Here is a 22,741-nt window from a genome sequence, read left to right on the forward strand (position 1 = left end):
GCGGGTGATATCCATCACCAAGGCCATGATGAGGAATAGCTATGTCTGCTCTATTTGATTTAACCGGGAAAACGGCGCTGGTGACCGGCTCGGCGCGCGGTTTAGGATATTGTTATGCCGAAGGGCTGGCCGCCGCGGGCGCCAGCGTAGTCCTGAACGATATCCGCGCGGAACTGCTGGATGAATCGGTACAAAAACTGCGCGCCAAAGGCTACCAGGCGCACGGCGTCGCCTTCGACGTCACCGATGAGGACGCGGTGGAAAGCGCGTTCGCCGCCCTGCAACAACAGGGGCTGCCGGTGGATATCCTGATCAACAATGCCGGCATCCAGTACCGCAAGCCCATGGTGGAGCTGGAGCTGGAACAATGGCAACGCGTCATCGACACTAACCTGACCAGCGCGTTTATCGTTGCGCGCGCGGCGGCGAAACGGATGATCGCCCGCGGCAACGGCGGCAAGATCATCAATATCGGATCGCTGACCAGCCAGGCCGCCCGCCCCACCGTGGCGCCCTATACCGCGGCCAAAGGCGGCATCAAGATGCTGACCTGCGCGATGGCCGCCGAATGGGCGGAATTTAATATCCAGACCAACGCCATCGGCCCCGGTTATATCCTCACCGATATGAATACCGCGCTTATCGACAATAAAGATTTCGACGCCTGGGTCAAAGCCAGCAACCCGTCAAAGCGCTGGGGCAAGCCGGAAGAGCTGATCGGCACCGCGGTGTTCCTTTCCTCCACCGCGTCCGATTACATCAACGGCCAGATTATCTACGTCGACGGCGGCTGGCTGGCCGTGCTGTAACCCGCCCGGCCCGATTTTGCCCACGGTATCGCCGCCGTGGGTTATATCCCTGTATCCGTCCGTTTATAAAATAAAAAATGGCAACTACTGACCAGGACAATAAAATGAAGGCAACCAAGTCGCGATTCTTTATTCTGTCGCTGCTGTTTATCGTAACGGCTATCAATTATATGGACCGGGCCAACCTGTCCGTCGCCGGCAGTAAAATCCAGGCCGATTTTGATTTAAGCCCCACCCAGCTTGGGCTGCTGTTCTCCATGTTCACCTGGTTCTACGCCGCCAGCCAGATCCCGGTGGGCTATGTGCTGGACCGCATCGGCTCGCGCATCCTGTACGGCAGCGCCATCATCCTGTGGAGCGTGTTTACCTTCCTGATGGGTTTTGCCTCGCACCACCTGTTCGCCACCGCCACGGCGTCATTCCTGATGTTGCTGGGCTGCCGGGCCCTGATCGGCATAGCCGAAGCGCCCTCCTTCCCGTCCAATACCAAGATTATCGCCACCTGGTTTCCCGATCATGAACGGGCGCGCGCCACCGCCATCTATTCCAGCGCGCAATATATCGGGCTGGCGCTGTTGACCCCGGCGCTGTCGTTTATCGTGGCGGAATACGGCTGGCAAATGTCGTTTTACCTGTCCGGCGCCGCCGGCATCCTGTTCGGCGCCTTCTGGCTGGCGAAATATCGTGATCCGCAGCACAGCAAAGCCACCAACCGGCAAGAACTGGATTACATCCGCGCAGGCGGCGGCTACGGTTCGCTAAACCAGGCTAACGTCAGCGAAAAAGTGCGCTGGGCCGATATTGCCTTCTTCCTGAAAAAGCGCACCATCTGGGGCCTGTTCATTGCCCAGTTCGCCTGTTCCTCCACGCTGTACTTCTTCCTGACCTGGTTTATCGTCTATCTGGAAAAGGGGCTGCACCTGTCGATTGCCACAGCGGGCCTGGGGGCGTCCTTTCCGTACCTGATGGCCATGGCCGGCGTGCTGTGCGGCGGCACGTTAAGCGACATGCTGCTGAAAAAAGGCGCATCGCGCACCCTGGCCCGCAAGCTGCCCGTGATGTCCGGGCTGTGCCTGACCATGGTGATCTGCCTGGTCAACTTTTTTGAAGACCAGCCCCTAATCGCCATTGCCATCCTGTCCATCGCCTTTTTCGCCAATGCTTTTTCCAACCTGGGCTGGGTGGTATGGAGCGACGTTATCCCGCGCAACTTTCTCGGCACCATGGGCGGCTGCCTGAATATCTGCGGCAACCTGTCCGGCATCATCAGTCCGATTGTCATCGGCGTGATCCTGCAGCGCACCAACAATTTCCAGTATGCTATGTGGTATATCGCCGCCGTCGCGCTGGCCGGCCTGCTGGCCTACACCTTCCTGGTCGGGAACATCGACGTCATCGTCCCGCCGAAATCAACGGAACCTGTCCCGCCGCGCTCCGGCGCGGACGCACTTAACATTGAGGTCAAACAATGAGCACACATACAGTCAGTTGCAAAGCCTGCCTTGCCTACGGTGAGAAGGATGTTCGCGTGGAACAGCGCGAATTGGAATACCAGGATGAGGATGTGCTGGTGAAGGTGGACCGCGGCGGCATTTGCGGGTCCGATATCCACTATTACCAGCACGGCCGCGCCGGCATGTCAGTCCTTAAGCACCCCATGGTGATCGGCCATGAGTTCGTCGGCGTGGTCAGCCGGGCGCCGGCGGGTTCGAACCTGCGGGTCGGCCAGCGCGTGGCGGTCAATCCATCACGGCCCTGCAACCACTGCGAGTTCTGCCTGGAGGGCAAACAAAACCTATGCTCCACCATGCGGTTTATGGGCAGCGCGCAGTTCAACCCGCATGTGAACGGTGGATTTTCCGAATACGTGACGGCCACGGTTGAACAGTGTATTCCGTATGACGATCGCGCCGAGGCGAAAGTGATGGCCTTTGCCGAACCGCTGGCGGTGGCGATCCACGCGGTAAACTCGGCCGGCACGCTGGTCGGCAACAAAGTGCTGGTGATCGGCGCCGGGCCGATTGGCTGCCTGATCCTGGCCGCGGCGCTGAGCGCCGGGGCTTCCGAGGCCGTCGCGTGCGATGTCAGCGACCGCTGCCTGACGCTGGCACAACACATGGGCGCCACCGCCACGTTTAATCCGATGAATGAAGGCAGCGCCGGGTCTTATCAGCAAAACCGGGGCTATTTCGACGTGGTGTTCGAGGCCTCCGGCAGCCCGGCCGCCATCAAATCAACCGTCGCCCTCACCCGCCCCGCCGGCACCGTGGTACAGGTGGGCATGGGCGCCGCCAGCGTGGAATATCCGGTGATGCCGATGCTGGTCAAGGAGATCCGCTGGGTCGGCTCCTTTCGCTTTATAAACGAGTTCGACACCGCGGTGAAATGGCTGCAGGACGGACGCATCAACCCGCTGCCGCTGCTGAGCGGCGAATATCAGCCGGAGGCCATCGAGAGCGCGCTGATTGCCGCCGCCGATAAAACGCTGTCGTCAAAGGTACAGATTAAATTCTGATTTGCCCGAGGCGGGGTAAGCCCCGCCGCCGGTTACCCGGCAGCTAAAGCATTAAGCGCAGATGGCTTTCGACCTCTTCAATACGCCTGCCGGGCACGTCTTCACTTCCAGCTTTGTAGCTGTAGGCGAGATCCTAGGCTGGCGCCAATTGCCATTGATATTGCTGGTTGATTATAAAAGCGAAATTTTTTGAGCGATCGTCATGATTTCCGGCTACTACATTAAAGATCATACGCCGAAACAGTCGGTCAGCTTTTTTAATTTTCAGCTTTAACCGGCGGGCAATACCAAACAATTTTTAATGCGCGCCATCCTCAGTGCGCCGACGTTGACGGCGCGGCCGGTTTAGCCGTTTTTTTCATCAGGGGCACCATGGCGGTGGCGATCAAAAAACACCACATAATGGCCGTAAAGGTATCGCTGAAGGTTAAGGTGCGCGCTTCACGAAAGGTTAACGACCAGAGCTGCCGTAATGCGGCGCTGGCGGCGCAGGACGTATCGTAGCCGAGCCGGATGAATTGCCCGCTCAGGGTATCAAGCATGGCGCTCATCGCCTCGTTGGGCGCCGTCAGGGACTCCGCCAGGCGGGAAAAATGCAAATTGGTGCGATCGTTCAATAAGGTCGCACACCAGGCAATGCCTATGGCGCCGCCCAGGTTACGCATTAAGTTAAACAGACCCGAGGCCATTTTCAGCCGTTCCGGCGCCAGGCCGCCGAGGGTAAGCGTCACCACCGGCGCGACGGAGAACTGCTGCGCCATGCCGCGAAACGCCTGGGGTGCCAGCAGCTCCCGCGCGCCCCAGTCATGGGTAATCGGCATAAAGTTCCACATGGAGAGGGCGAAACAGGCGAGTCCGAACATCAACAGCCAGCGCAGATCGACCCGGTTGGCGAAAAAGGCATAAACCGGAATGGACAGCACCTGGAAGATACCGGTGGAAAATACCGCCATGCCGATTTGCAGGGCGCTGAAGCCTCTCACCTGGCCGAGGAACAGCGGTGTCAGGTAGATGGTGGCAAAAATACCGACGCCGGTGATAAATGAGAAAAAACAGCCGAACGCGAAGTTGCGCTCCTTCAACGCACGCAGATCGACAATCGGACGGGCAAACGTCAGCGAGCGCCAGAGGAATAAGACGCCCGCCAGGGCGGAAATCCAGGCGGTGGCCAGAATGGTCCGATCGCCAAACCAATCCCAGCGCGGCCCCTCCTCCAGGGTGTACTCAAGGCAGCCCAGGGAGAGCGCCAGCAACATGATGCCCAGGTAATCCGCGCCGCGCAGCAGCGCTGCATTGGGCCGGTCAATCTTCACCAGCCATGGCACCGTCACGGCGACAAATATCCCCGGCACCACATTAATGAAAAATAACCAGTGCCAGGAATAGTTATCGGTAATCCAGCCGCCCACCGTCGGGCCTAGGGTCGGCGCCAACGACGCAATAGCGCCGACGGTGGCGGCGGCAAACACGCGCTGCGAACCGGAAAAAAAGATAAAGGCGGTGGTAAACACCAGCGGGATCATCGAACCGCCGAGAAATCCCTGCATCGCCCGAAACGCGATCATGCTCTGGATATTCCAGGCCCATCCGCACAGCAGGCTCGACGCGGTAAAACCGATGGCGGAAACGCAGAATAACCAGCGGGTCGACATCACATGCGCCAGCCAGCCGGAAAGCGGTATGACGATGATTTCGGCAATCAGGTAGGCGGTCTGGACCCAGACGGTTTCATCGGTGCCCGCGGATAAGCCGCCGCCGATATCCTTCAGGGAAGCGGAGACGATTTGTATATCCAGCAAGGCGATAAACATACCGACGCACATGGTGGAAAAGGCGAAAATCCTGGCGCCCAGCGTCATGCCGGCCGGCAGGGCCGCCACCGATGAGTGCGGGGACCGGGCGGCGACGTCGCTCACGGGCGCCCCGCCTCGCGGCTGTCGATAGCGGCGGTGACCGACAGGCCCGGCCGCAACAATCCCAGCGTGCCGTCGTCGCTGTCAAGGTTGATGCGCACCGGGACGCGCTGAACGATTTTGGTAAAATTACCGGTGGCGTTTTCCGTCGGCAGTACGCTGAACTGAGCGCCGGTGGCCGGCGCCAGGCTGGCCACCGTACCGTGAAACAGCCGTCCCGGCTGGATATCGGCGCGGACGGTGGCGCGTTGCCCCGGCCGCATAGCCGCCAACTGGTCTTCTTTAAAATTGGCGTCCACCCATAAACCCCTGGCGGGGATTATCACCAGTAACTGGCTGCCGGCGCCGGCCCACGCGCCCAGCCTCGCCCGGCGGTTGCCCACCACTCCGTTAATCGGCGAACGGATTTGGCTGTATTCCACATTGAGTTTCGCCAGGTCGCGGCCGGCAATCGCCTGATCCAGCGCGGCCAATATCTGCCCTTTTTCGCTGTCCGTTACCGCCAGCTGACGCTGCGCAGCCAGCAACGCCGCCCGTGCCTGCAGGCCGTCGGCCGTCGCCTGCCGGTAATCGGCGTCGGCTTTTTGCAGGCTCTGCAGCGAGACGGCGTCGGTCACCTGCAGCTTTTTATAGCGCTCAAGGTCATGGCGGGTACGTTCCGTTTGCGCATCATAACCGGCAATGACGGCCCTGGCCTGATCGATCAGGGCTTCCTTCAAACTGCGGGTCGAGGCCAGATTGACCAGCGCGGCCTGTTGCGCGGCGAGTTCCCCCTCCGCCTTCGCCAGCGCCGCCCGATAATCCCGGTCGTCAAGTTGCAGCAGCAGATCGCCGGCATGAACCGCCTGGTTATCGGTGACCTCCACGCTTGCGACATAACCCGCCACTTTGGCGCTGATAGTGGTGATATCGCCGCCCACATAAGCATCGTCCGTGGTTTGCACAAAACGGCTTTGGGACCACCAATAATAGCCGTAACCGGCGAGGATGGCCGCCCCGGCCACCGCGGCGGCCAGCGCCCACCCGCGCCGTTTCTTCGGGTTGCGCGCCACCGCGCCCTCTGCGCTCATGGAAGTGTTCATCGAGGGCATCCTGTTAAGCACGCGTTTTAGCGGGAGGGTTAAAACGCAGGTCGTCATCCCCGCAGGCCTCTTTCATTTGCAGAAAATCCAGACGGTAGCGCATTTGTTCGCTGGCCATCGGCCCCGGCCCCACCCGATAGGTCTCGGGGGTAATTTGCCGGCCGGTCGCCGCATCAACCAGGATAGGCTGCGCCGGCACATGGGTTTCCCGGTTAACCAATACCGATGCCAGCCCCTCGGGCGCGAAATGGGCATTGCCCCAGGCCAGCAGCGCCCATAGCACCGGCAGAAAATCGCGCCCGGCGTCGGTAAGACGATATTCATGACGCGGGGGTTTATCACTGTACTGCCGGCGCTCCAGCAGCCCGTTTTCCACCAGTTCATTCAAGCGGCGCGTCAGCATATTGGGGGCGATTTTCAAGCTGGTTTCGAATTCATAAAATCGCGTCAGGCCGTAAAAGGCGTCACGCAGTATAAGGATGCTCCACCACTCGCCTACCCGGCCCAGGCTGCGGGCAATCGGACAGGGCATCGCGCTGAAATCGGTCTTGTTCATGGGCAGGTACCGCCGTCTGGTTACTATCAAGTTGATAGTAGCATACCGGCAGTGACTATCATCATGCAAGTGTCAAATTCAAATTGTGTAAAACAGATTGAGGCGACCGGCCACCGCCAGCAAAACGGCGGTAAGCAATATCAGGTTGCACAGGCGGCGGACAGCGCGTATTGGTTATTTACCGGGCGCCGGTCCTGCGCTGCGACTTCATCATATTAAGGCAGGTGTTGTATGTCAGAGCATCAGCATGCCGTTTCCCAGGCCGTTACCATGAGAATCTGCCGGCCCTGGCCGGGTATCATGGCCTTTTATGACGGACGGATTGAACATAAAAGGCTCTACGGCGAGGAAGAAAACTGGCTCGACGACGGCGCCTTCATACTCGGTACCGCCACTTATGCCATTTTCGAGGGCGCCGAGGCGGTGGTTTACGATACCCATATGACGCTGGATCATGCCGCGGTTATCCGGGCCACCCTTGAAAAACAGGGTGTTACCTCCATCCGGGTGGTCATGAGCCACTGGCATACCGATCATGTAGCCGGCAATGCGGTGTTCAGCGATTGTGAGATTATCTCCTGCGATCTGACCCGGCAACGGCTGATCGAACACCGGGAAGAACTGGAAAACGGCTCCCCGCCAATCAAGCCGCTGGTCTTGCCCACCACCACCTTTACCGACAGGCTCGATCTGACCGTCGGTTCCATTACCCTGGAGCTGCGCCAGATTGATATCCACAGCGCGGACGGCACCCTGGTCCTTATCCCTTCACTGGGGCTGGTGTTGGCCGGCGATACGCTGGAAGATACGCTGACCTATGTGACGGAACCCGGACGGCTCGCCATACATCTGCGCGAGCTGGCCCGCTTCAGGCGGTGGGATTTCCAGTGGATCCTGCCAAATCACGGCCGCTACGAGATGATTGCCGCGGGCGGCTATCAGCGTGATCTGATCGCCGCCACGGAACGCTATCTCGAACAGCTCATCAGGCTGGCGGGACAACCGGAATTAGCCGATCTGCCGCTGGTGGAGTTTGCCGCCGGGTCGCTGGCAACCGGCGCGGTGGCCTGGTTCGCACCCTATGAAGAGGTGCATCGGCATAATATCCGCTGCGTGTTGAAGGCTGCCGGCGAAAAGCCGGCGCCGGCGCCATGATGAAACGGCCTAATCCATTGCGTAGAGTGGGCCGGGGATGAAATCACCTGCGGCATTATAAAAACATTTCGGCAGGGACGTTAACACGGGCCGGCAGTGCTTTGATATGCCGTACTGTCAATGCGCGGCAACCGTTCAGGATGTTGCTTGCGTTGGAGCAACCGGTTAATGAATTATCACACCAGCGCGATAAGTTCCCGCACCTGGCGTGGCGTCAGTGCCGGCCCGGCGGCGGCGGCGTTTTCAGTCATGTACCTGGGATTGCCCGTGCCCGGTATGGCGCAGGTGATGGCCGGATTGGCGAGCACGAACTTTAGCGCCAGCTGCGCCCATGACCCGGCGCCGACGTCCCCGGCCCAGGCGGGCAATGGCGTCGAACCCAGGCGCCTGAGCAACCCGCCGCCGCCGAACGGCGTATTGCAGAGCACCGCCACCCCTTTCTCCCGCGCCAGCGGCAGCAGCCGACGTTCGGCCGCGCGATCGTCCAGGGCGTAGTTGATCTGCAGGAAGTCCAGCGGCGTGGTATTAAGCACGCTCTCCAGCGCATCGTACGCCGAGGAGGTATAATGCGTGACGCCGATATAGCGGATGCGGCCCGCCGCCTTCATGTCCCGCAGGGTCGGCAGGTGCGTTTGCCAGTCCAGTAGATTATGGATTTGCATCAGATCGATGCTGTCGGTTTGCAGCAACCGAAATGAATCCTCCATCTGCCGGATCCCGGCCTCGCGCCCGGATGTCCATACCTTGGTCGCGAGAAACGCCTTGGGCCGGGGCTGGCGCTTACCGAGCAATTCCCCCGTCGTGCGTTCCGCCCGTCCGTACATGGGGGAACTGTCGATAACGCTGCCGCCGGCGGCGAACAGCGCGTCCAGCACCGCCGGCAGCCGGGCGTACCCGGCGCTGCCGGGTGCAACATCGAAGCCGCGGTAGGTGCCGAGCCCGATAACCGGTAGCGCCTCGCGGGAGGAAGGAATGATACGGGTCGGCATAGCCTGTGCTCCTGTTAAACGTCGGCCATGGGTTGTTGCCGGCGCGCCACAGGCGACGACGCCGCCCAGGCTCGACCATCCGGCGGCCACGGCCGCGCATCCGGCGCCGAGGCGCAACAGCCGGCGGCGGGATAGCGCCCCCGTCATCAGGGCATCGCGCCGGTTGGCTTCCCCCTGGACGCAAGGCGGGCATGTTGTCATTGCGGGCCGTTTTTTCATCGCATCATCCTCCTGATTTTTCCGCCTGGCCGATAAACCTGCCGCCATCGACGAGAAGACGTCCATTAATATAACCGCTGCCGGCCGACATAACAGCGATTACCGGGTGTATCATCCCTTTAGACTTACCGGCAATTGTAATATATTCACCCAAGCTATCTGATAAAACGGACAATACCGTATGTCGATCATTCACGTCCTACATGCCGGTCAACCGGTAAATCAGCAGATTTACCGATTCCTGCGTCAAGAGATTGTTACTTGTATCATCCCGCCCGGTTCGCTGCTTTCTGAAAAAGAGATCTCCGCGCGGTTTAATGTCTCGCGCCAGCCGGTGCGCGAGGCCTTTATTAAACTGGCGGAAACCGGACTGGTCCAGGTATTGCCCCAGCGCGGCACCTTTGTACGGAAAATATCCGCCAGGCTGGTGGAAGACGGGCGTTTTATTCGTGAATCACTGGAAACCGCCGTGGTGCGCCGCGCCGCCAAACAGGCCCGGCCGGATTACCTGGAACGGCTGGATTATAATCTGGAGCTGCAGACGCGGGCGGCGCAAAAACAGGACAGCAATGAATTCCTCCGGCTCGATGATGATTTCCATCGGCTTATCGCCGGAAGTATAGACTGCGCGCTGGCGTGGGAAACGGTGGAAAATATCAAGGCGGCCATGGATCGGGTGCGCTTCCTGACATTAAGTGAAGTGTCGCCGCCGGATCGGCTTATCGAGCAGCACCATACCATCTTCAATGCCATTAAATCCGGCGACGCCGACGCCGCCGAACAGGCGATGCGCACTCATTTGCAGGAAATGATCTTTTCCATCACGCCGATCAGCGAACGCAACGGCGAGTGGTTTGAAGACGAATAAATAAAGGCGGCGGCGTACCTGATGCCCTGTTTATCGGGTTTGTGGCCAGACCTTGTCGTATCGATAGCCGGTCAGGTCTTCGACGATGGCCCGGGTGCGCGGGTCGACCTGTTGTTTATCCCCGCTGTTTTTCAGCCGCTCGACGTCCTGCACCAGGATGGTATGGGTGCGTTTATTCAGCCTAAAGGTCAACGCCACCCACAGCGCCAGCGCCAGCAGCCCGCCGGTGCCGATAAACAGCAGCATGGCGATGGTCGATATCGCGTGCGCGGACTGGACGGCGCTGCCGGTAATAAAGCCGCCTTCCTGCAAGATAACCCCGACAAAAAAGGTCGCGATGGCCACGGTAGTCTTGCGGGAGAAGGTCATCACCGCGGCAAACAGCCCTTCCCGGCGCTTTTTGGTCACCATCTCGTCAATATCCGGAATAAACGGGAACACGTTCCAGGGGGTAAACTCCAGCAGGCAGCGGCCGATCTGGTAGGTCACGGCGATAGCGTACAGCAGCAGGATTTTCGACTGCGGGTGGTAGACATATACCGCGTACAGCGACGCCAGGCAGAGCAGCATGATGGAATAAGAGCAGATATAGAGGCGCGAGGGGCCGTATTTAACGATCGCCAGTCCCGCCAGCAGCGTCACCGGCAGGCCGATAATGCTGAGCGAGAGCAGGCCGGCGGCAAAGGAAGAGGATACGCTCAGGCAGTACACGCAGAAAAAGACAAACACCGTATTGAAGATATCCTTGGCGGTAAAAGACAGCAGGTAAATGGCTAAATGTTTGCGGAAGGCCCTGATTTTCAGCGTCGAACCATACTCCGCCCACAGTTTGCCAAAACGCCTCAATTGCTGGCCGAGCGTTTTTTTATCGGTGGATTTAATGCGGTCCAGATCCGCCAGCATGGCCGGCGTCAACGCCCTCTCCCACGTTACGCTATAAGACACCATTACGCATACCGCGAACAGCACGGCAAAAAACAGCCCGTTAACCAGGTAGGCCATGGCATTATTTTCGCCAAAGTGGCCAATCAGCAAACCCGGGATAAAGGTCGCCATGAAGGTGCCCACCGCCGAGAGAAACATCCGGCAGGTCGATAGCTTGGTGCGCTGGTTAAAGTCCTTGGTCATTTCCGACGGCAGGGTTTCCCAGGGAATAAGCACCATGGCGGCAATGATTTCAAATAATAAATACACCGACAGGTAAAACCAATAATTCATGCCGTTAAGCCATAGCAAGGCATACACCAGCATTAACGGCGAGCCGATTAATAAAAAGAAGCGCCGCCGGCCGAACTTTTTGCCAAAATGGTTTTTATAAAAATGATCGGTAAAACTGCCCATAAACAGGCTGACGATGGCATCGACGATGCGCGCAATGCCCACGATGGACGCGGCCTGGATTGGCGATAAACCCACAAAGGTGGTGTAGTAGAACAGTAGCCAGGCGCCGATAACGGTAAACGCGCCCCCGCCCATGATATCGGTCAATCCATAGCCGATACCTATAGGTATGGTGACTTTTCTTGTCATTATGCTAAGCCTCTATTTTACGTTTTATGGAGCAAATTAAAAAATGGTTATTAGCGACGTTATTAAAATAAATGTGATCGAGTTAAATTTTTATAATAAAGATTCTGGCCCGCCTGAAAAAACACCGCGAAAAAAATACATACCATTCCATCCCGGCATAATCGCGGCGGGCATGATCCAGACGTTAACGGTATTGAGAACGGAATCTACCATACTAGATGGTTCATGATGGGATTATGAGCGCAGTCACACTTCCGCGGCTAACCAAGAAAATATCCTTATGCTTGCCGCGCAGAGCCTACCCGGCGCGCGGGGTCTGCCCGCCGGCGGCATTGACTACCCGGGGATAAGGCGCGATCTGAAAGCGCTATACAGGATTAATGAGATATGATACACATTTTTCACAAGGGAAATTTCAATTCCCCTTTCCTATCTCTGCGCTTTTGATATTAATGAAGCAGGGATTTACGGGGGAGGAAACAACAAATGAACAGAGTAGAGTTCTCTCAACGTATCGCAAAAATTGAAAATCCAACCGAGACTGAACGGCGCATCATTGATTATTTTGATAAACATTTCATGTCCATACCCTACGGTAAAGTTATTGATATTTGTCAAGAAATAAAAATTGCCAAGTCAACACTCGGGCGTTTTATGATAAAAATCGGCTTTAACGGCTTCCAGGATTTCAAAAAATCCACCCTTAGACCCGAACAGCGAAGAAACATTTCGCCCATTGAACATTTTAATAAAGAACGTAATATAGCCAGCGGCATAGAATACATTGCCAGGCATTTTACCGAAACCACAGAAAATATAAACAGTACGTTTGCAAAAATAGATAAGCAGGATCTGGAAAAAACCATCAGCCTGATTTGCGACCCGCAAAAAAAATTATACGTAATCGGCAGCGCAACGGCGCATTCCCTGGCGGAGTACTTTTACCTGCTGGGCCGATATATCAAGAAAGATATTATTTTGCTTGACGCCAACATTGCCAATCTGCCGCATAAATTGGTCGATTCGCGTAAAGGCGATGTATTGCTGGCGATATCCTACTACCGCTTCTCCAGCGTCACTACCCGGTTGATCCGGTGGTTTTATCAGCACCGGGGCGAGACGGTGGTTATCACCGACCGGGCGGTGAACCCCTTCAGCCATTTTGCCACCGCGCTGCTGTTGATGGACAGCCGTCATGACGGGCTGTTCAGCAGCCGCAGCGCCGGGTTTGTGCTGGTGGAAGCCCTGGTGAATTATATGGGCGAGGTAACAGGAAATGAGCTGGGTGATAATTTTAACGTGATGGAATCCTTATTCGAGGAATTCAACGTGTTTAATAAATAACGCAACTTAATAAGGATAGTTATCCAGACGAACAGGTAGCGTCATGGCTATGCCAAATATAGCTAATGGACCTGCATGTCCTTTTATTCCCGCCGCCTTAAAACGGCCCGGCATAACACCGAATCTTTGATTATTGAACAAGAGGCGAAGATCATGACCGCAGAAATCAACAGCGTGCCCGCGTGCCCGGGGCAACAGAATATAACTACCTCCCAGGGGAATTTGTCATTCCGTTCCCGTGGGGAGGGTGAAGTCATTATTTTTTTACACGGCCTGCTGGGCAGTTCCAAAGCCTGGGCATTCCAGTTTGCCGCGCTGTCGCCCGCCTATCGTATGGTGGCATGGGATGCGCCGGGTTACGGAGATTCCACACTGGTGGCGGCGGATATCGGCGCTTACGAACACATGCTGCATGAGCTTATCCAGGCCTGCGGCGAGCGGCAGGTCTCGCTGGTGGGGCATTCCATGGGCGGCACGGTGGCCAGCCGGTATGCGGCCAGGCATCCCGATAAAATAAAGCGCCTGGTATTGTCATGTACCCATCCGGGTTACGCGGCGCCGGAGACCGCGCCGGTATCGGAAAAACTGCAAAAACGCCTCCGCGAGCTGGCGGATATCGGCCGCGACGCCTATGGCTGGAACCGGGCCCGTGATCTATTGCCTTTTCCGGATATCCCGGCGGCAGTGTTGTCCTATGCGGCGGAAATCGCGGCGCACACCAATCCTGAAGGCCTGGCCCGCGCCTCGCGCATGCTGCAGCTTGCCGATAATCGGCCGCTGCTGCCCCAAATCGCCATGCCGACGCTCGTGCTGACCGGCGAAAAGGATAGCGTGGTCCAGCCGCGGTTAACCGCGGATCTGCTTGCGTTGGTGCCCTTTACCCGGCATATCGGCATGCCCGGCCTGGGGCATGCCCCCTATTTCCAGGCGCCCGATTATTACAACGCCTTGCTGCGGGATTTTATGTCCCATAACTGAACGCCATGAAAGGGTGAGACGATGACCGGCTTTTTAATAGCAACAATCATTACCGTATTTGCCGCCTGGTTTATTATAAAGAATTATCAACCGCAGACCGTACTGCTGCTGGCGGGGCTGGCCCTGTTGCTGATCACGGCGTTTTTTTTTCCGGATCGGTCGATATTGTACGGACCGGCAAAATCAACCGGCTGGATTGGCTGGGATATTTTCGCTTTTGTCAAAGAGTCGCTGGCAACCCAGGTGGCCGGCATTGGGTTGATTATCATGGCCGCCGGCGGTTTTGCCGATTATATGGACCATATCAAAGCCTCGAACGCCATGGTCGACGCCTGCATCAAACCCTTGCAGCTGATCAAGGCGCCTTATGTCATCCTGGCGGTGGGCTACATATTATCGCAATTATTGCACGTCGCCATTTCCAGCGCGGCGGGGCTGGCCATGCTGTTATTGGTGACGTTTTTCCCGGTGCTGGTGCGTTTGGGCGTCAGCAAGGCGGCGGCGGCGTCGATGATCGGCATGTCGGCCTTTATGGACCTCGGCCCGGCGGTGGGAACGGCCAACCTGGCCGCCAAGCACGCGGGCATGGAGGCGGCGGTGTATTTTGCCCACTATCAGCTGCCGCTGGCCATGGGCGTCATGGCGACGGTGGCCGTGCTGATATTTTTCACCGCGCGCTATTTTGATGCCAAGGACGGGCCGGCGTTCGCCGGCGCAACCCCCCAACCCGCCGGAGAGCCGGAGGTGAGCCGCGCCCCGGCGTTCTATGCCCTGCTGCCGGTGTTTCCGGTGGTATTGGTGCTGGTTTTCAGCCCGTTATTTATTAGCGCCGTCAAGATTGACGTGGTGACCGCGATGATCATAGGCACGTTATTGGCGTTTTGCTGCGAGCTGCTGGTAAAGCGCGATTTCAAGACGGCCTGTAAGGGCGTGCAGGCATTTTTCAAAGGCATGGGCACCATGTTTACCAGTATTGTCTCGCTGCTGGTTTGCGCGGATGTCTTTGCGCAGGGATTGCAGATTATCGGCGCCGTGGATTTTATCATTAATACCGTCCAGACCGCCGGCTTTGGTTTCGGCATCATGACCCTGGTGATGGCGCTGTTGGTATGCGTCACCGCCGCCCTGACGGGATCCGGCGTGGCCGCGTTTTTCTCGTTTTCAGGATTGGCGCCCGGGATCGCGGCCAAATTCGGCGCAAGCGCGGTGAGCATGATTTTACCGATGCAGCTGATGGCGGGCATGGGCCGGTCAATATCACCCGTTGCCGGCGTCATTATTGCCGTCAGCAGGGCGGGCGAGTGCTCGCCGTTTATGATCGTGCGCCGGACGTTTATCCCGGCGCTCGGCGGCATGGCGGCCATGCTGGTGATTAATGGCGTCTTTAACTGAATGCGTGGCGCGGCTGAATAAGGCAACCCGCAAACGCCGCCGGCATACGCATCGATTGGCCGGCGGCGTGATGCGGCCCGCGTTGTCCGTGGCGGAGCGGTTTCATCCGGGCGGACAGGTTATTTACCCTATTGCCGCCCGGGCGCTAACGCCCAGCCGCCGCTCCACCGCGTCGGCCAGTTCTGTCAGGAGCAAGCAGCACGATACCGCGCCCGCATCCAACACCCCGCGCGAGCGTTCGCCCAGACGGCTGGCGCGTCCTATCTTCGCCACCAGTCCCAGGGTTGAATCGCGGCCCTGCGCGGCCGCCTGCCGCATACTTTCCAGCGCCACGGTAAAATTCTCGCCCTGTTCCACCGCCCGCTCGAAGCGCTCCACCGCCGGGATCAGCGTGTCCATCAGGCACTTGTCGCCCACGGTGGCGACGCTGATATCCTGCAGCCCGCTCAGTCCGTTGCGCAGCATCGCCTGGAAAACCAGCTTATCCAGCACCGTCTTATCGCGCACGCTGTCCGCCATGCCGGTAAATAAGCTGCCGTACAGCGGCCCCATCGATCCGCCGATGCCTTCCATCAGCGCATCGGACAGCACGTCCAGCGCCTCTGCCAGCGTCAATGCTTTTCCTTTGATCGCCTCCGCGCACAAGGTAAAACCCTTTGCCATATTGATACCGTGGTCACCATCGCCGATGGCACCGTCAATCTCGCTGAGATAGTCACGGTTTTTCACAATGACCCGTACCAGCTCCGCTACGATATCGCCGCCGTGCCGCGTTGAAATATGCTCTGTCATGGTTTACTCCACCTGGGTTAGGCCGAGCGATCGCGCGGGTACATCAACCAGTTTTTTGAGCTCATCGTCCAGTTTCATTATGGTCAGCGTTACCCCCATCATGTCCAGCGAGGTAAAATAATTGCCGATATAACGGCGATGCGTCACGACGCCTTTAGCACCCAGCCGCTTTTCAATTTCAGCGTAATAAATGTATAGCTCCATTACCGGGGTGGCGCCCAGCCCGGAGATCAGCAATACCACTTCCTGTCCTTTATCCAGCGGCATATCGCCCAGCACGTAGCTCAGCATGGTTTCGGCCATAACGGCGGCGGACTGTACAGGCGATACCTCCACGCCCGGCTCGCCATGGTGTCCAATCCCGATCTCCATCATGCCGTCCGCGATATGGAAGTTTGGTTTGCCGACCGCCGGAATGGTGCAGGAACTCAGGCCGATGCCGATGGAACGGCAATTGTCGATCGCTTTTTGCGCCGCGCCGATCACGCCATCCAGATCGTAGCCTAGCGCCGCGGCGGCGGCGCCGATTTTCCACATCAGGATTTCCCCGGCCACGCCACGCCTTTTTTCAATTTCCCCGGCGGGAGCGGAAGCCACATCATCGTTGGCCACCACGGTCTTTACCGCGATACCGGCGCTCCCGGCCTTTTTCATCGCCATTTTAACGTTCATGTTGTCGCCGGCGTAATTGCCGTACAAACAGGCGACGCCCGCCCCGCTATCCGCGGCTTTAAAGGCGGCCAAAAATGCACCGGCGGTCGGGGATGAGAAAATCTCGCCAATCGCGACGGCATCCAACATGTTTTTGCCCACATACCCCAGGAACGCCGGTTCATGACCGGAACCGCCGCCGCTCACGATGCCGACTTTGCCCTTCAGCGGCGCCGGCGGGTATTTAACCACCCGTGCGTTATCGGTGGCGGTATAAAATTCCGGGTGGGCCGCGACATACCCCAAAATAGCGTCTTCCACCACATGGTCCGGATCGTTGATAATTCTGTTCATCGTTGCCTCTTCTTCACCAGGATATGAAATCATTGGATGGTATAACCACCGTCAATCACCAGATTGGCGCCGGTTATCATGTCCGCCGCGTCGCTGGCGAGGAACAGCGCGCACGCGGCGATTTCCGGCGGGTAGGCGAAACGACGCGCCGGAATCTTCATCTTCATTTCCTCGGCCACCGCGCCCGACCAGGCTTTTTTGCCCAATTCCGTCAGCACCACCGTCGGTGAAATCGCGTTAACCTGAATACCGCGGGGACTCCACTCCAGCGCCAGGACCTTGGTCATGCCGATCACCGCGGCTTTGCTCGCGCAGTAAGCCACGTGGTTCGGTAGGGCGACGACGCCGGCCTGGGAGGCGAGGTTGATGATCTTGCCCTGCCCGCGCACCAGCATGTAACCCCCGGCGCTTTGGCTTACCAGGAAAACGCCTTTCAGGTTGACCGCCATGGTGTTGTCCCAATCCTGCTCGCTGAGCTCTTCCGCCGCGTCCAGCGCGACAATGCCGGCACTGTTTACCACGATGTCCACCTGGCCGAAGCGCTCGACCGCCCGGGAGACGGCTTTTTCCACCGAGGCTTTATCCGTAACGTCACACACCAGCCCCAGGCTGTCCTTCATTCCCGCGGCGATATCGCGGACGTTATCCGTTCTGTCAAGCAGGGCGATGGATGCGCCTTTCTTCAAAAACAGTTCCGCGATGGCTAACCCGATGCCGGCCGCGGCGCCGGTTACGATGGCTACTTTGCCCGTAAGGGAGAAATCGGTATCAAATCCGGCATAGTCTTTCATCTTTTTTATATCTCCTTACCTTTGATTTTTCGCGCCAAAGCACCCTGATTCGTCATCGTTAACCGACGGATGGCGGTGGACCGCCTTTTGTTCCCCGACCGGCAACGGTGGGTACGGCCCCGTTGGCTGGCGGTGTTTTACCGTACACCAGCCTCATCACATGAACAAAAACAAAACAAATGAACACTAAATCCAAAGGGAAAAACTGTCCACGGCGATGCATAAATTTCGCTACACGCCTCAAAGTTTTTCTTTTAAACGCCGATAAATCGCGATCCACGGCTCATAATGGCCATTTATTGTCCAAGACATCTCGCATCAGGTTAAATAATATGTGTACCATAAGATCATTATATGAGCATGTGAACATGAAAGAAAAAGATATGGCATTATCGATTGCTATCGGCGGTGACAATGCCGCGATGGGGCGCAAGCTGCTATCGAGCGATTTCCCCAAGGACAAAGGTGTAGCCCTGGTCGACTACAACAATTCGCCGGGAAGCGGCTATCCGGACATCGCGTTCCAGGTGGCCCGGGCAATTAAGGAAAATAAACATCAGCGCGGCACCGGCATCGGCATGAGCACCGTGGCGAATAAAGTGCCGGGCATTCGCGCCGCGCAGTGTTACGACATTTATTCCGCGCAGCGGGCGCGCAAATCATTACGCTCGGCGCGCGGGTGACCGGCCCGGAACTGGCAAAAGCCGTCATCGACGCCTGGCTGGCATCGGAATTTGAAGGCAAAGGTTCAGCGCCCAAGGTGGAGAAAATCGGCTATTACGAACGCATTGCCGGCCGGCGCCGAAACCCGTGAATCGAGGCCCCTGGTTGCCGAAGCGCTGGACTACGCCCGCCAGCAGCGCGGCGGCAAAGCAACCCGGCTAATTAACGCCGGAGACAAGCTGGTGGTAAACATTGCCTGGAAATCCTGAAAATCGTGCCCGGGCGCATCTCCACCGAAGTCGACGCCCGTCTGTCATTCGACCGCGGCATGTGTGTCGCCAAGGCTCGCAAGCTGGTTGGCCTGTATCAAAAACACGGCGTCGATAAATCCCGCATCCTGATCAAGCTGGCGTCAACCTGGGAAGGGATCAGGGCCGCGGAAATCCTGGAAAAAAATGGCATCAACACCAACCTGACGCTACTGTTTTCCTTCGCCCAGGCGCGCGCGTGCGCCGAAGCGGGCGTGTTCCTGATTTCATCCTTCGTCGGCCGTATCTATGACTGGCATCAGGCCAGGCAGCCCAAGGCCGGCTATGACCCCGAGCAGGATCCGGGGGTAAAATCGGTACGCGCTATCTATGAATACTACAAACAGCACCGCTACAAGACCGTGATCATGGGAGCCAGCTCCGCCGCGTAGAACAGGTCCTGGCGCCGGCCGGCTGCGATCGGCTGACCATTGCGCCGAACCTGCAGGAAGGACTCAGGCAAAGCGAGCAGAGGTTCGAACGTAAACTGGTTCCCCTGGCCGAAGCGGTCCTTTCGCCTTCGCCGCTAACCGAGGCCGAGTTCCGCTGGCTGCATAATGAGGACGCCATAATCCGGCCCTCCGGGCACCGCCATGGACATGGCGGACATTGCCGCAGTCCCGTGGCGCGCGGCCTGCCCCCTGTTCAGCCGGAAGCCGGCGTGGCCCAGGGCGGTCGCGGCTGGAAAGCCGCGACAAGAAAGTCGATCATCACGCGGATTTTGGCCGGGAAGGCATAGCGGGTGGCATAGACCAGATGTATGCCGCCAAGGCCCGCCGTCTCCGTGTCCAACGCGACGGCCTCAAGATCGCCACGGGCCAGCGCATCGGCGACGATAAATTCCGGCTCGTAGATAACGCCGAGCCCGGCGGTCGCCGCCGCCAGCAGCGCGTCGCCATTATTGGCCCGCAGGGTGCCTGTTATCGCTATTTTTTTTTCCCGTTTACTCCCGAATACCCATGCATCGGCCTGGGCAATATTTGAAATCATCGAACCCAGGCAGTTATGGCCGGACAAATCCGTTATCCTCACCGGCCGTCCATATCGCCGCCAGTAAGCGGGCGACGCGCAGACCACCATGGAACAATCGGTCAGCCTGCGGGACACCAAACGACTGTCTTTAAGCGCACCGACCCGGATGGTTAAATCCCAGCCTTCGTCAATCAGATCCACGACGCGATCGTTTAAGCCCAATTCCACCGTAACGCCCGGGTGCCGCAGTGAAAATGCCGGTATCAACGGCGCGATATACCGGGCGCCGAATGACAACGGGGCATTGAGGCGGAGCATGCCGCCGGCCTCGATGCGCTGCGAGGCCAGCATATTTTCAACCTCTTCCAGTTCGGGCAACAGCCGATTGAGCGCCTGGAGATATTGCTGCCCCGCTTCCGTCAGGCTTAGCCTGCGCGTGCTGCGCTGGAACAATCTTACCCCCAGGCGCCCTTCCAGCGCGTCGAGATGTTTTGTCGCCATACCCGGCGATAACCCGAGCAGACGCGCCGCGCCGGAAATACTGCCCATCCGCGCGGCGCGTGAAAACACCTGCATACCGGTAATACGATCAAGCATTTTATTTCTCACTGTGGGTAAGAACTGAATTTACTAAACGGCAGATTATCATCTCGGCAGGGAAAATATAGTCTCTAACCCCAGCCATGGGTTATTCCACGCGCATTTACCGGCAACGGGTCAAACCCCGCCGGGAGAGCGTGCCTGCGGCGTCCTGGCGACCCTAGCTACCGGGGCTTAATGTAATGACGAATCCATCGGGAGAAAATATGAAAGCTTTACGTGTCGGCGACTATGTGTCGCTTAACAGCGCATCGGTCGAGAATATCGAACGCCATGTACCGGGACCGGATGAAGTGTTGGTCCGCATCAGCGCGGCGAGCGTTAATCCGCTTGATCTCAAGCTGCTCTCAGGCCGGATGTCCACTATTTTTCCCTTGTCTTTTCCCTATATCCCCGGCACCGATCTGGCCGGGACCGTAGAAGCGGTCGGGGCGCTGGTGCAGCACCTCATACCCGGCGACAGGGTATTCGGCCGCCTGGACCCGCGCAAAGGAGGCGCATTTGCCGAATACGCCCTGCTCCCGGCGCACGATTTAAGCTTAACGCCCACAGGCGTCGACGCCGCGATGGCCGCGTGTCTGCCCACCGCGGCGGGAACGGCCTGGCTGGCGCTGTTCGATATCGGCCGCATCCGGGCCGGACAAAAGGTTTTGATTCATGCCGCCGGCGGGGGCGTGGGAACATTTGCCGTACAACTGGCCAAACGGGCCGGCGCCTGTGTTATCGCCACCGCCTCGGCGGACAATCACGGCTTGCTCAGGCGCCTGGGCGCGGATGAGGTGATTGACTACCGGCAGGATGATTTTACCCGGCTGGTCGCCGATGTTGATATGGTGCTCGATCCCGTTGGCGGGGAAACGCAGCGGCGGTCATGGAGCGTGCTCCGCGCCGGCGGTATCCTGGTGTCGCTTATCGACCGGACGCTGGGGGCAACTAAGGGCGACATCCGCAGCGCCTTCGCGCCGTTGTCCCATAATGCGGCGACGCTGCTTAACCTGGCGTTGCTGCTAGCGGACGGGAAATTACAGGCGGTGATAGATACCGTCTACCCGCTCGACCAGGCACGGCAAGCGCTGGAACACGTTGCCGGCGGACATGCGCATGGAAAAGTGCTGGTTGGCATGACGAAATAGCCCCTTGACGGCGTCGGTTATTCAACGCGCGCCGTCGTCCAGGGATGCTGTTATCACGCTGCCGCGGCGGACAATTCCCGTCCCCGCCCATTAAGCCGGGGCCGGATAACTGCGCTAGGCCGGCACGATGGCCGGGACCTGGAAAAAGAGGGGGATGTCGGCCTCGTGATTAAAGGTGACGTATTCCCACGCCCGTTGATCCGCCAATACCGCCCGCAGCAGTTTATTATTCAGGGCATGGCCTGATTTAAACGCCGTAAACGCACCGATAATATTATGCCCGCACATAAACAAATCGCCGATCGCATCCAGCGTTTTGTGCCGGACAAACTCATCCGCAAAGCGTAATCCGTCCTTATTCAACACGCGGTAATCGTCCATCACTATCGCGTTGTCCAGACTGCCGCCTAAGCTCAGTCCATGCTCTCGCAAATATTCGATATCACGTAAAAAACCGAACGTGCGCGCGCGGCTGATATCGCGCACAAAGGCGTCCGTCGAAAAGTCCAGCCGGTAGCGCTGCGAACCGGCGGCAATCACCGGATGATCGAAATCAATGGTAAAATCCAGGCTGAAGCCGCTGAATGGCGACAGTTCGGCCCATTTATCATCTTCCTCTACGCGGACGCTATCTTTCAGCCGCAGGAATTTTTTCGCGCCGTCCTGTTCTTCAATGCCCGCATCGAGCAGCAGATAAACAAACGGACTCGCGCTACCGTCCATGATGGGGATCTCCGCCGCATCCACCTCGACGATAATATTATCAATGCCCAGCCCCGACAGCGCGGCGTTCAGGTGTTCAACCGTGGCGACCCGAATCCCCCGGGCATTGATAAGGTTAGTGGAAAGCACGGTGTTATATACCGAGCCGGCATCGGCCAAAAGATCAACCGGCGGATCCAGATCGGCGCGCCGATAGATAATGCCGGCGTCAACCGGCGCCGGACATAGCGTCATGGTGACTTTGTTGCCCGAATGCAAACCGACTCCCGTGGCCTGGACCCTGCGTTTTACCGTTTTTTGTTTGATCATCATTATTCCTGTCATGCCGCCCGGGGGATGCCTAACCGGCGATGGCGGGCAGCGTGATAAGGCAGGAACACCGGCTGTTCTTTAACATCCCCGTT

The 22,741-nt window shown here is 58.1% G+C and carries 20 protein-coding genes and 3 pseudogenes; 11 read left to right on the forward strand and 12 right to left on the reverse strand.

The window, feature by feature from the left end; genetic code table 11:
* The first annotated feature begins 41 nt into the window (after window positions 1–41).
* The 3 genes from GRH90_RS05235 to idnD all read left to right on the forward strand — a co-directional run bounded on the left by GRH90_RS05235 (window position 42) and on the right by idnD (window position 3,324).
* Window positions 42–809: an SDR family oxidoreductase gene (locus tag GRH90_RS05235; RefSeq protein ID WP_162364844.1), complete on the forward strand. Its 768-nt coding sequence runs from the start codon at window positions 42–44 to the stop codon at window positions 807–809.
* A gap of 104 nt (window positions 810–913) precedes the next feature.
* Window positions 914–2,281 carry an MFS transporter gene (locus tag GRH90_RS05240; protein WP_162364845.1) on the forward strand — a complete coding sequence of 456 codons (1,368 nt, stop codon included), beginning with the start codon at window positions 914–916 and terminating at the stop codon, window positions 2,279–2,281.
* Window positions 2,278–3,324, forward strand: coding sequence for an L-idonate 5-dehydrogenase (idnD, locus tag GRH90_RS05245; protein ID WP_162364847.1), 1,047 nt, complete (start codon window positions 2,278–2,280; stop codon window positions 3,322–3,324). Before GRH90_RS05240 ends, idnD begins: the two co-directional genes overlap by 4 nt.
* A 133-nt stretch (window positions 3,325–3,457) precedes the next feature.
* On the opposite strand, the gene GRH90_RS26480 is transcribed toward idnD, so the two are convergent.
* From GRH90_RS26480 to GRH90_RS05265, 4 genes are read right to left on the reverse strand one after another with little or no spacing between them, the layout of a single operon-like run.
* The gene (locus GRH90_RS26480; protein ID WP_162364849.1) at window positions 3,458–3,619 is read right to left on the reverse strand and encodes a HipA domain-containing protein; all 162 of its coding nucleotides are present in this window, start codon (window positions 3,617–3,619) and stop codon (window positions 3,458–3,460) included.
* Between the two features lie 19 nt (window positions 3,620–3,638).
* Entirely contained in the window at window positions 3,639–5,183 is a 1,545-nt protein-coding gene (locus GRH90_RS05255) for a DHA2 family efflux MFS transporter permease subunit (RefSeq protein WP_162365058.1), read from the reverse strand.
* A gap of 53 nt (window positions 5,184–5,236) precedes the next feature.
* The gene (locus tag GRH90_RS05260; RefSeq protein ID WP_218586217.1) at window positions 5,237–6,319 is read right to left on the reverse strand and encodes an HlyD family secretion protein; all 1,083 of its coding nucleotides are present in this window, start codon (window positions 6,317–6,319) and stop codon (window positions 5,237–5,239) included.
* A 13-nt stretch (window positions 6,320–6,332) separates the two neighbouring features.
* Window positions 6,333–6,875 (reverse strand): winged helix-turn-helix transcriptional regulator, encoded by a 543-nt coding sequence (locus GRH90_RS05265; RefSeq protein ID WP_162364851.1) that lies wholly within the window; start codon window positions 6,873–6,875, stop codon window positions 6,333–6,335.
* 231 nt (window positions 6,876–7,106) lie between these two features.
* On the opposite strand from GRH90_RS05265, the gene GRH90_RS05270 reads away from it, so the two are divergent.
* Window positions 7,107–8,030, forward strand: coding sequence for an MBL fold metallo-hydrolase (locus GRH90_RS05270; RefSeq protein ID WP_246235882.1), 924 nt, complete (start codon window positions 7,107–7,109; stop codon window positions 8,028–8,030).
* A 55-nt stretch (window positions 8,031–8,085) separates the two neighbouring features.
* Here GRH90_RS05270 and GRH90_RS26175 read toward each other — a convergent pair.
* Both GRH90_RS26175 and GRH90_RS05275 read right to left on the reverse strand, forming a co-directional pair.
* Window positions 8,086–8,205, reverse strand: a pseudogene (locus tag GRH90_RS26175) (helix-turn-helix domain-containing protein); the annotation flags it as partial.
* A 1-nt stretch (window position 8,206) separates the two neighbouring features.
* Entirely contained in the window at window positions 8,207–9,238 is a 1,032-nt protein-coding gene (locus GRH90_RS05275) for an aldo/keto reductase (protein ID WP_246235883.1), read from the reverse strand.
* 181 nt (window positions 9,239–9,419) lie between these two features.
* Between GRH90_RS05275 and GRH90_RS05280 the strand changes: the two genes are divergently transcribed.
* The gene (locus GRH90_RS05280; protein ID WP_162364853.1) at window positions 9,420–10,106 is read left to right on the forward strand and encodes a GntR family transcriptional regulator; all 687 of its coding nucleotides are present in this window, start codon (window positions 9,420–9,422) and stop codon (window positions 10,104–10,106) included.
* A 30-nt stretch (window positions 10,107–10,136) separates the two neighbouring features.
* Here GRH90_RS05280 and GRH90_RS05285 read toward each other — a convergent pair whose 3' ends face one another.
* Window positions 10,137–11,636, reverse strand: a complete 1,500-nt coding sequence (locus GRH90_RS05285) for an MFS transporter (RefSeq protein ID WP_162364855.1) — start codon at window positions 11,634–11,636, stop codon at window positions 10,137–10,139.
* A gap of 486 nt (window positions 11,637–12,122) precedes the next feature.
* Between GRH90_RS05285 and GRH90_RS05290 the strand changes: the two genes are divergently transcribed.
* The 3 genes from GRH90_RS05290 to dcuC all read left to right on the forward strand — a co-directional run bounded on the left by GRH90_RS05290 (window position 12,123) and on the right by dcuC (window position 15,350).
* Entirely contained in the window at window positions 12,123–12,980 is an 858-nt protein-coding gene (locus tag GRH90_RS05290) for a MurR/RpiR family transcriptional regulator (RefSeq protein ID WP_162364857.1), read from the forward strand.
* Between the two features lie 153 nt (window positions 12,981–13,133).
* The gene (locus GRH90_RS05295) at window positions 13,134–13,958 is read left to right on the forward strand and encodes an alpha/beta fold hydrolase (RefSeq protein WP_162364859.1); all 825 of its coding nucleotides are present in this window, start codon (window positions 13,134–13,136) and stop codon (window positions 13,956–13,958) included.
* Between the two features lie 21 nt (window positions 13,959–13,979).
* On the forward strand, window positions 13,980–15,350 hold the full coding sequence (gene dcuC / locus GRH90_RS05300) for a C4-dicarboxylate transporter DcuC (RefSeq protein WP_162364861.1): 1,371 nt from the start codon (window positions 13,980–13,982) through the stop codon (window positions 15,348–15,350).
* Window positions 15,351–15,473: 123 nt separating this feature from the next.
* On the opposite strand, the gene dhaL is transcribed toward dcuC, so the two are convergent.
* The 3 genes from dhaL to GRH90_RS05315 are packed head-to-tail and all read right to left on the reverse strand — an operon-like array spanning window position 15,474 to window position 17,938.
* A complete protein-coding gene (gene dhaL / locus GRH90_RS05305) occupies window positions 15,474–16,142 on the reverse strand; it encodes a dihydroxyacetone kinase subunit DhaL (RefSeq protein ID WP_162364863.1) in 669 nt (222 codons plus the stop codon).
* A gap of 3 nt (window positions 16,143–16,145) precedes the next feature.
* Complete coding sequence (locus GRH90_RS05310) at window positions 16,146–17,147, reverse strand: dihydroxyacetone kinase subunit DhaK (RefSeq protein ID WP_162364864.1); 1,002 nt, start codon at window positions 17,145–17,147, stop codon at window positions 16,146–16,148.
* Between the two features lie 29 nt (window positions 17,148–17,176).
* Window positions 17,177–17,938 carry an SDR family oxidoreductase gene (locus GRH90_RS05315; protein WP_162364866.1) on the reverse strand — a complete coding sequence of 254 codons (762 nt, stop codon included), beginning with the start codon at window positions 17,936–17,938 and terminating at the stop codon, window positions 17,177–17,179.
* 383 nt (window positions 17,939–18,321) lie between these two features.
* Between GRH90_RS05315 and GRH90_RS05320 the strand changes: the two are divergent.
* Window positions 18,322–18,752, forward strand: a pseudogene (locus tag GRH90_RS05320) (RpiB/LacA/LacB family sugar-phosphate isomerase).
* A 4-nt stretch (window positions 18,753–18,756) separates the two neighbouring features.
* Window positions 18,757–19,480 (forward strand): annotated as a pseudogene (locus tag GRH90_RS05325) (transaldolase family protein); the annotation flags it as partial.
* 74 nt (window positions 19,481–19,554) lie between these two features.
* Here GRH90_RS05325 and GRH90_RS05330 read toward each other — a convergent pair.
* Window positions 19,555–20,478: a LysR family transcriptional regulator gene (locus tag GRH90_RS05330; protein ID WP_162364868.1), complete on the reverse strand. Its 924-nt coding sequence runs from the start codon at window positions 20,476–20,478 to the stop codon at window positions 19,555–19,557.
* Between the two features lie 209 nt (window positions 20,479–20,687).
* Here GRH90_RS05330 and GRH90_RS05335 point away from each other — a divergent pair, with 209 nt between their 5' ends.
* Complete coding sequence (locus GRH90_RS05335) at window positions 20,688–21,614, forward strand: NADP-dependent oxidoreductase (RefSeq protein WP_162364869.1); 927 nt, start codon at window positions 20,688–20,690, stop codon at window positions 21,612–21,614.
* A gap of 114 nt (window positions 21,615–21,728) precedes the next feature.
* Here the strand turns inward: GRH90_RS05335 and lpxC are convergent, their stop codons facing one another.
* Entirely contained in the window at window positions 21,729–22,646 is a 918-nt protein-coding gene (gene lpxC, locus GRH90_RS05340) for a UDP-3-O-acyl-N-acetylglucosamine deacetylase (RefSeq protein ID WP_178113018.1), read from the reverse strand.
* Window positions 22,647–22,741: the final 95 nt, after the last annotated feature.

The sequence above is a fragment of the Acerihabitans arboris genome, from assembly GCF_010131535.1.
GTDB classification, from domain to species: domain Bacteria; phylum Pseudomonadota; class Gammaproteobacteria; order Enterobacterales; family Enterobacteriaceae; genus Acerihabitans; species Acerihabitans arboris.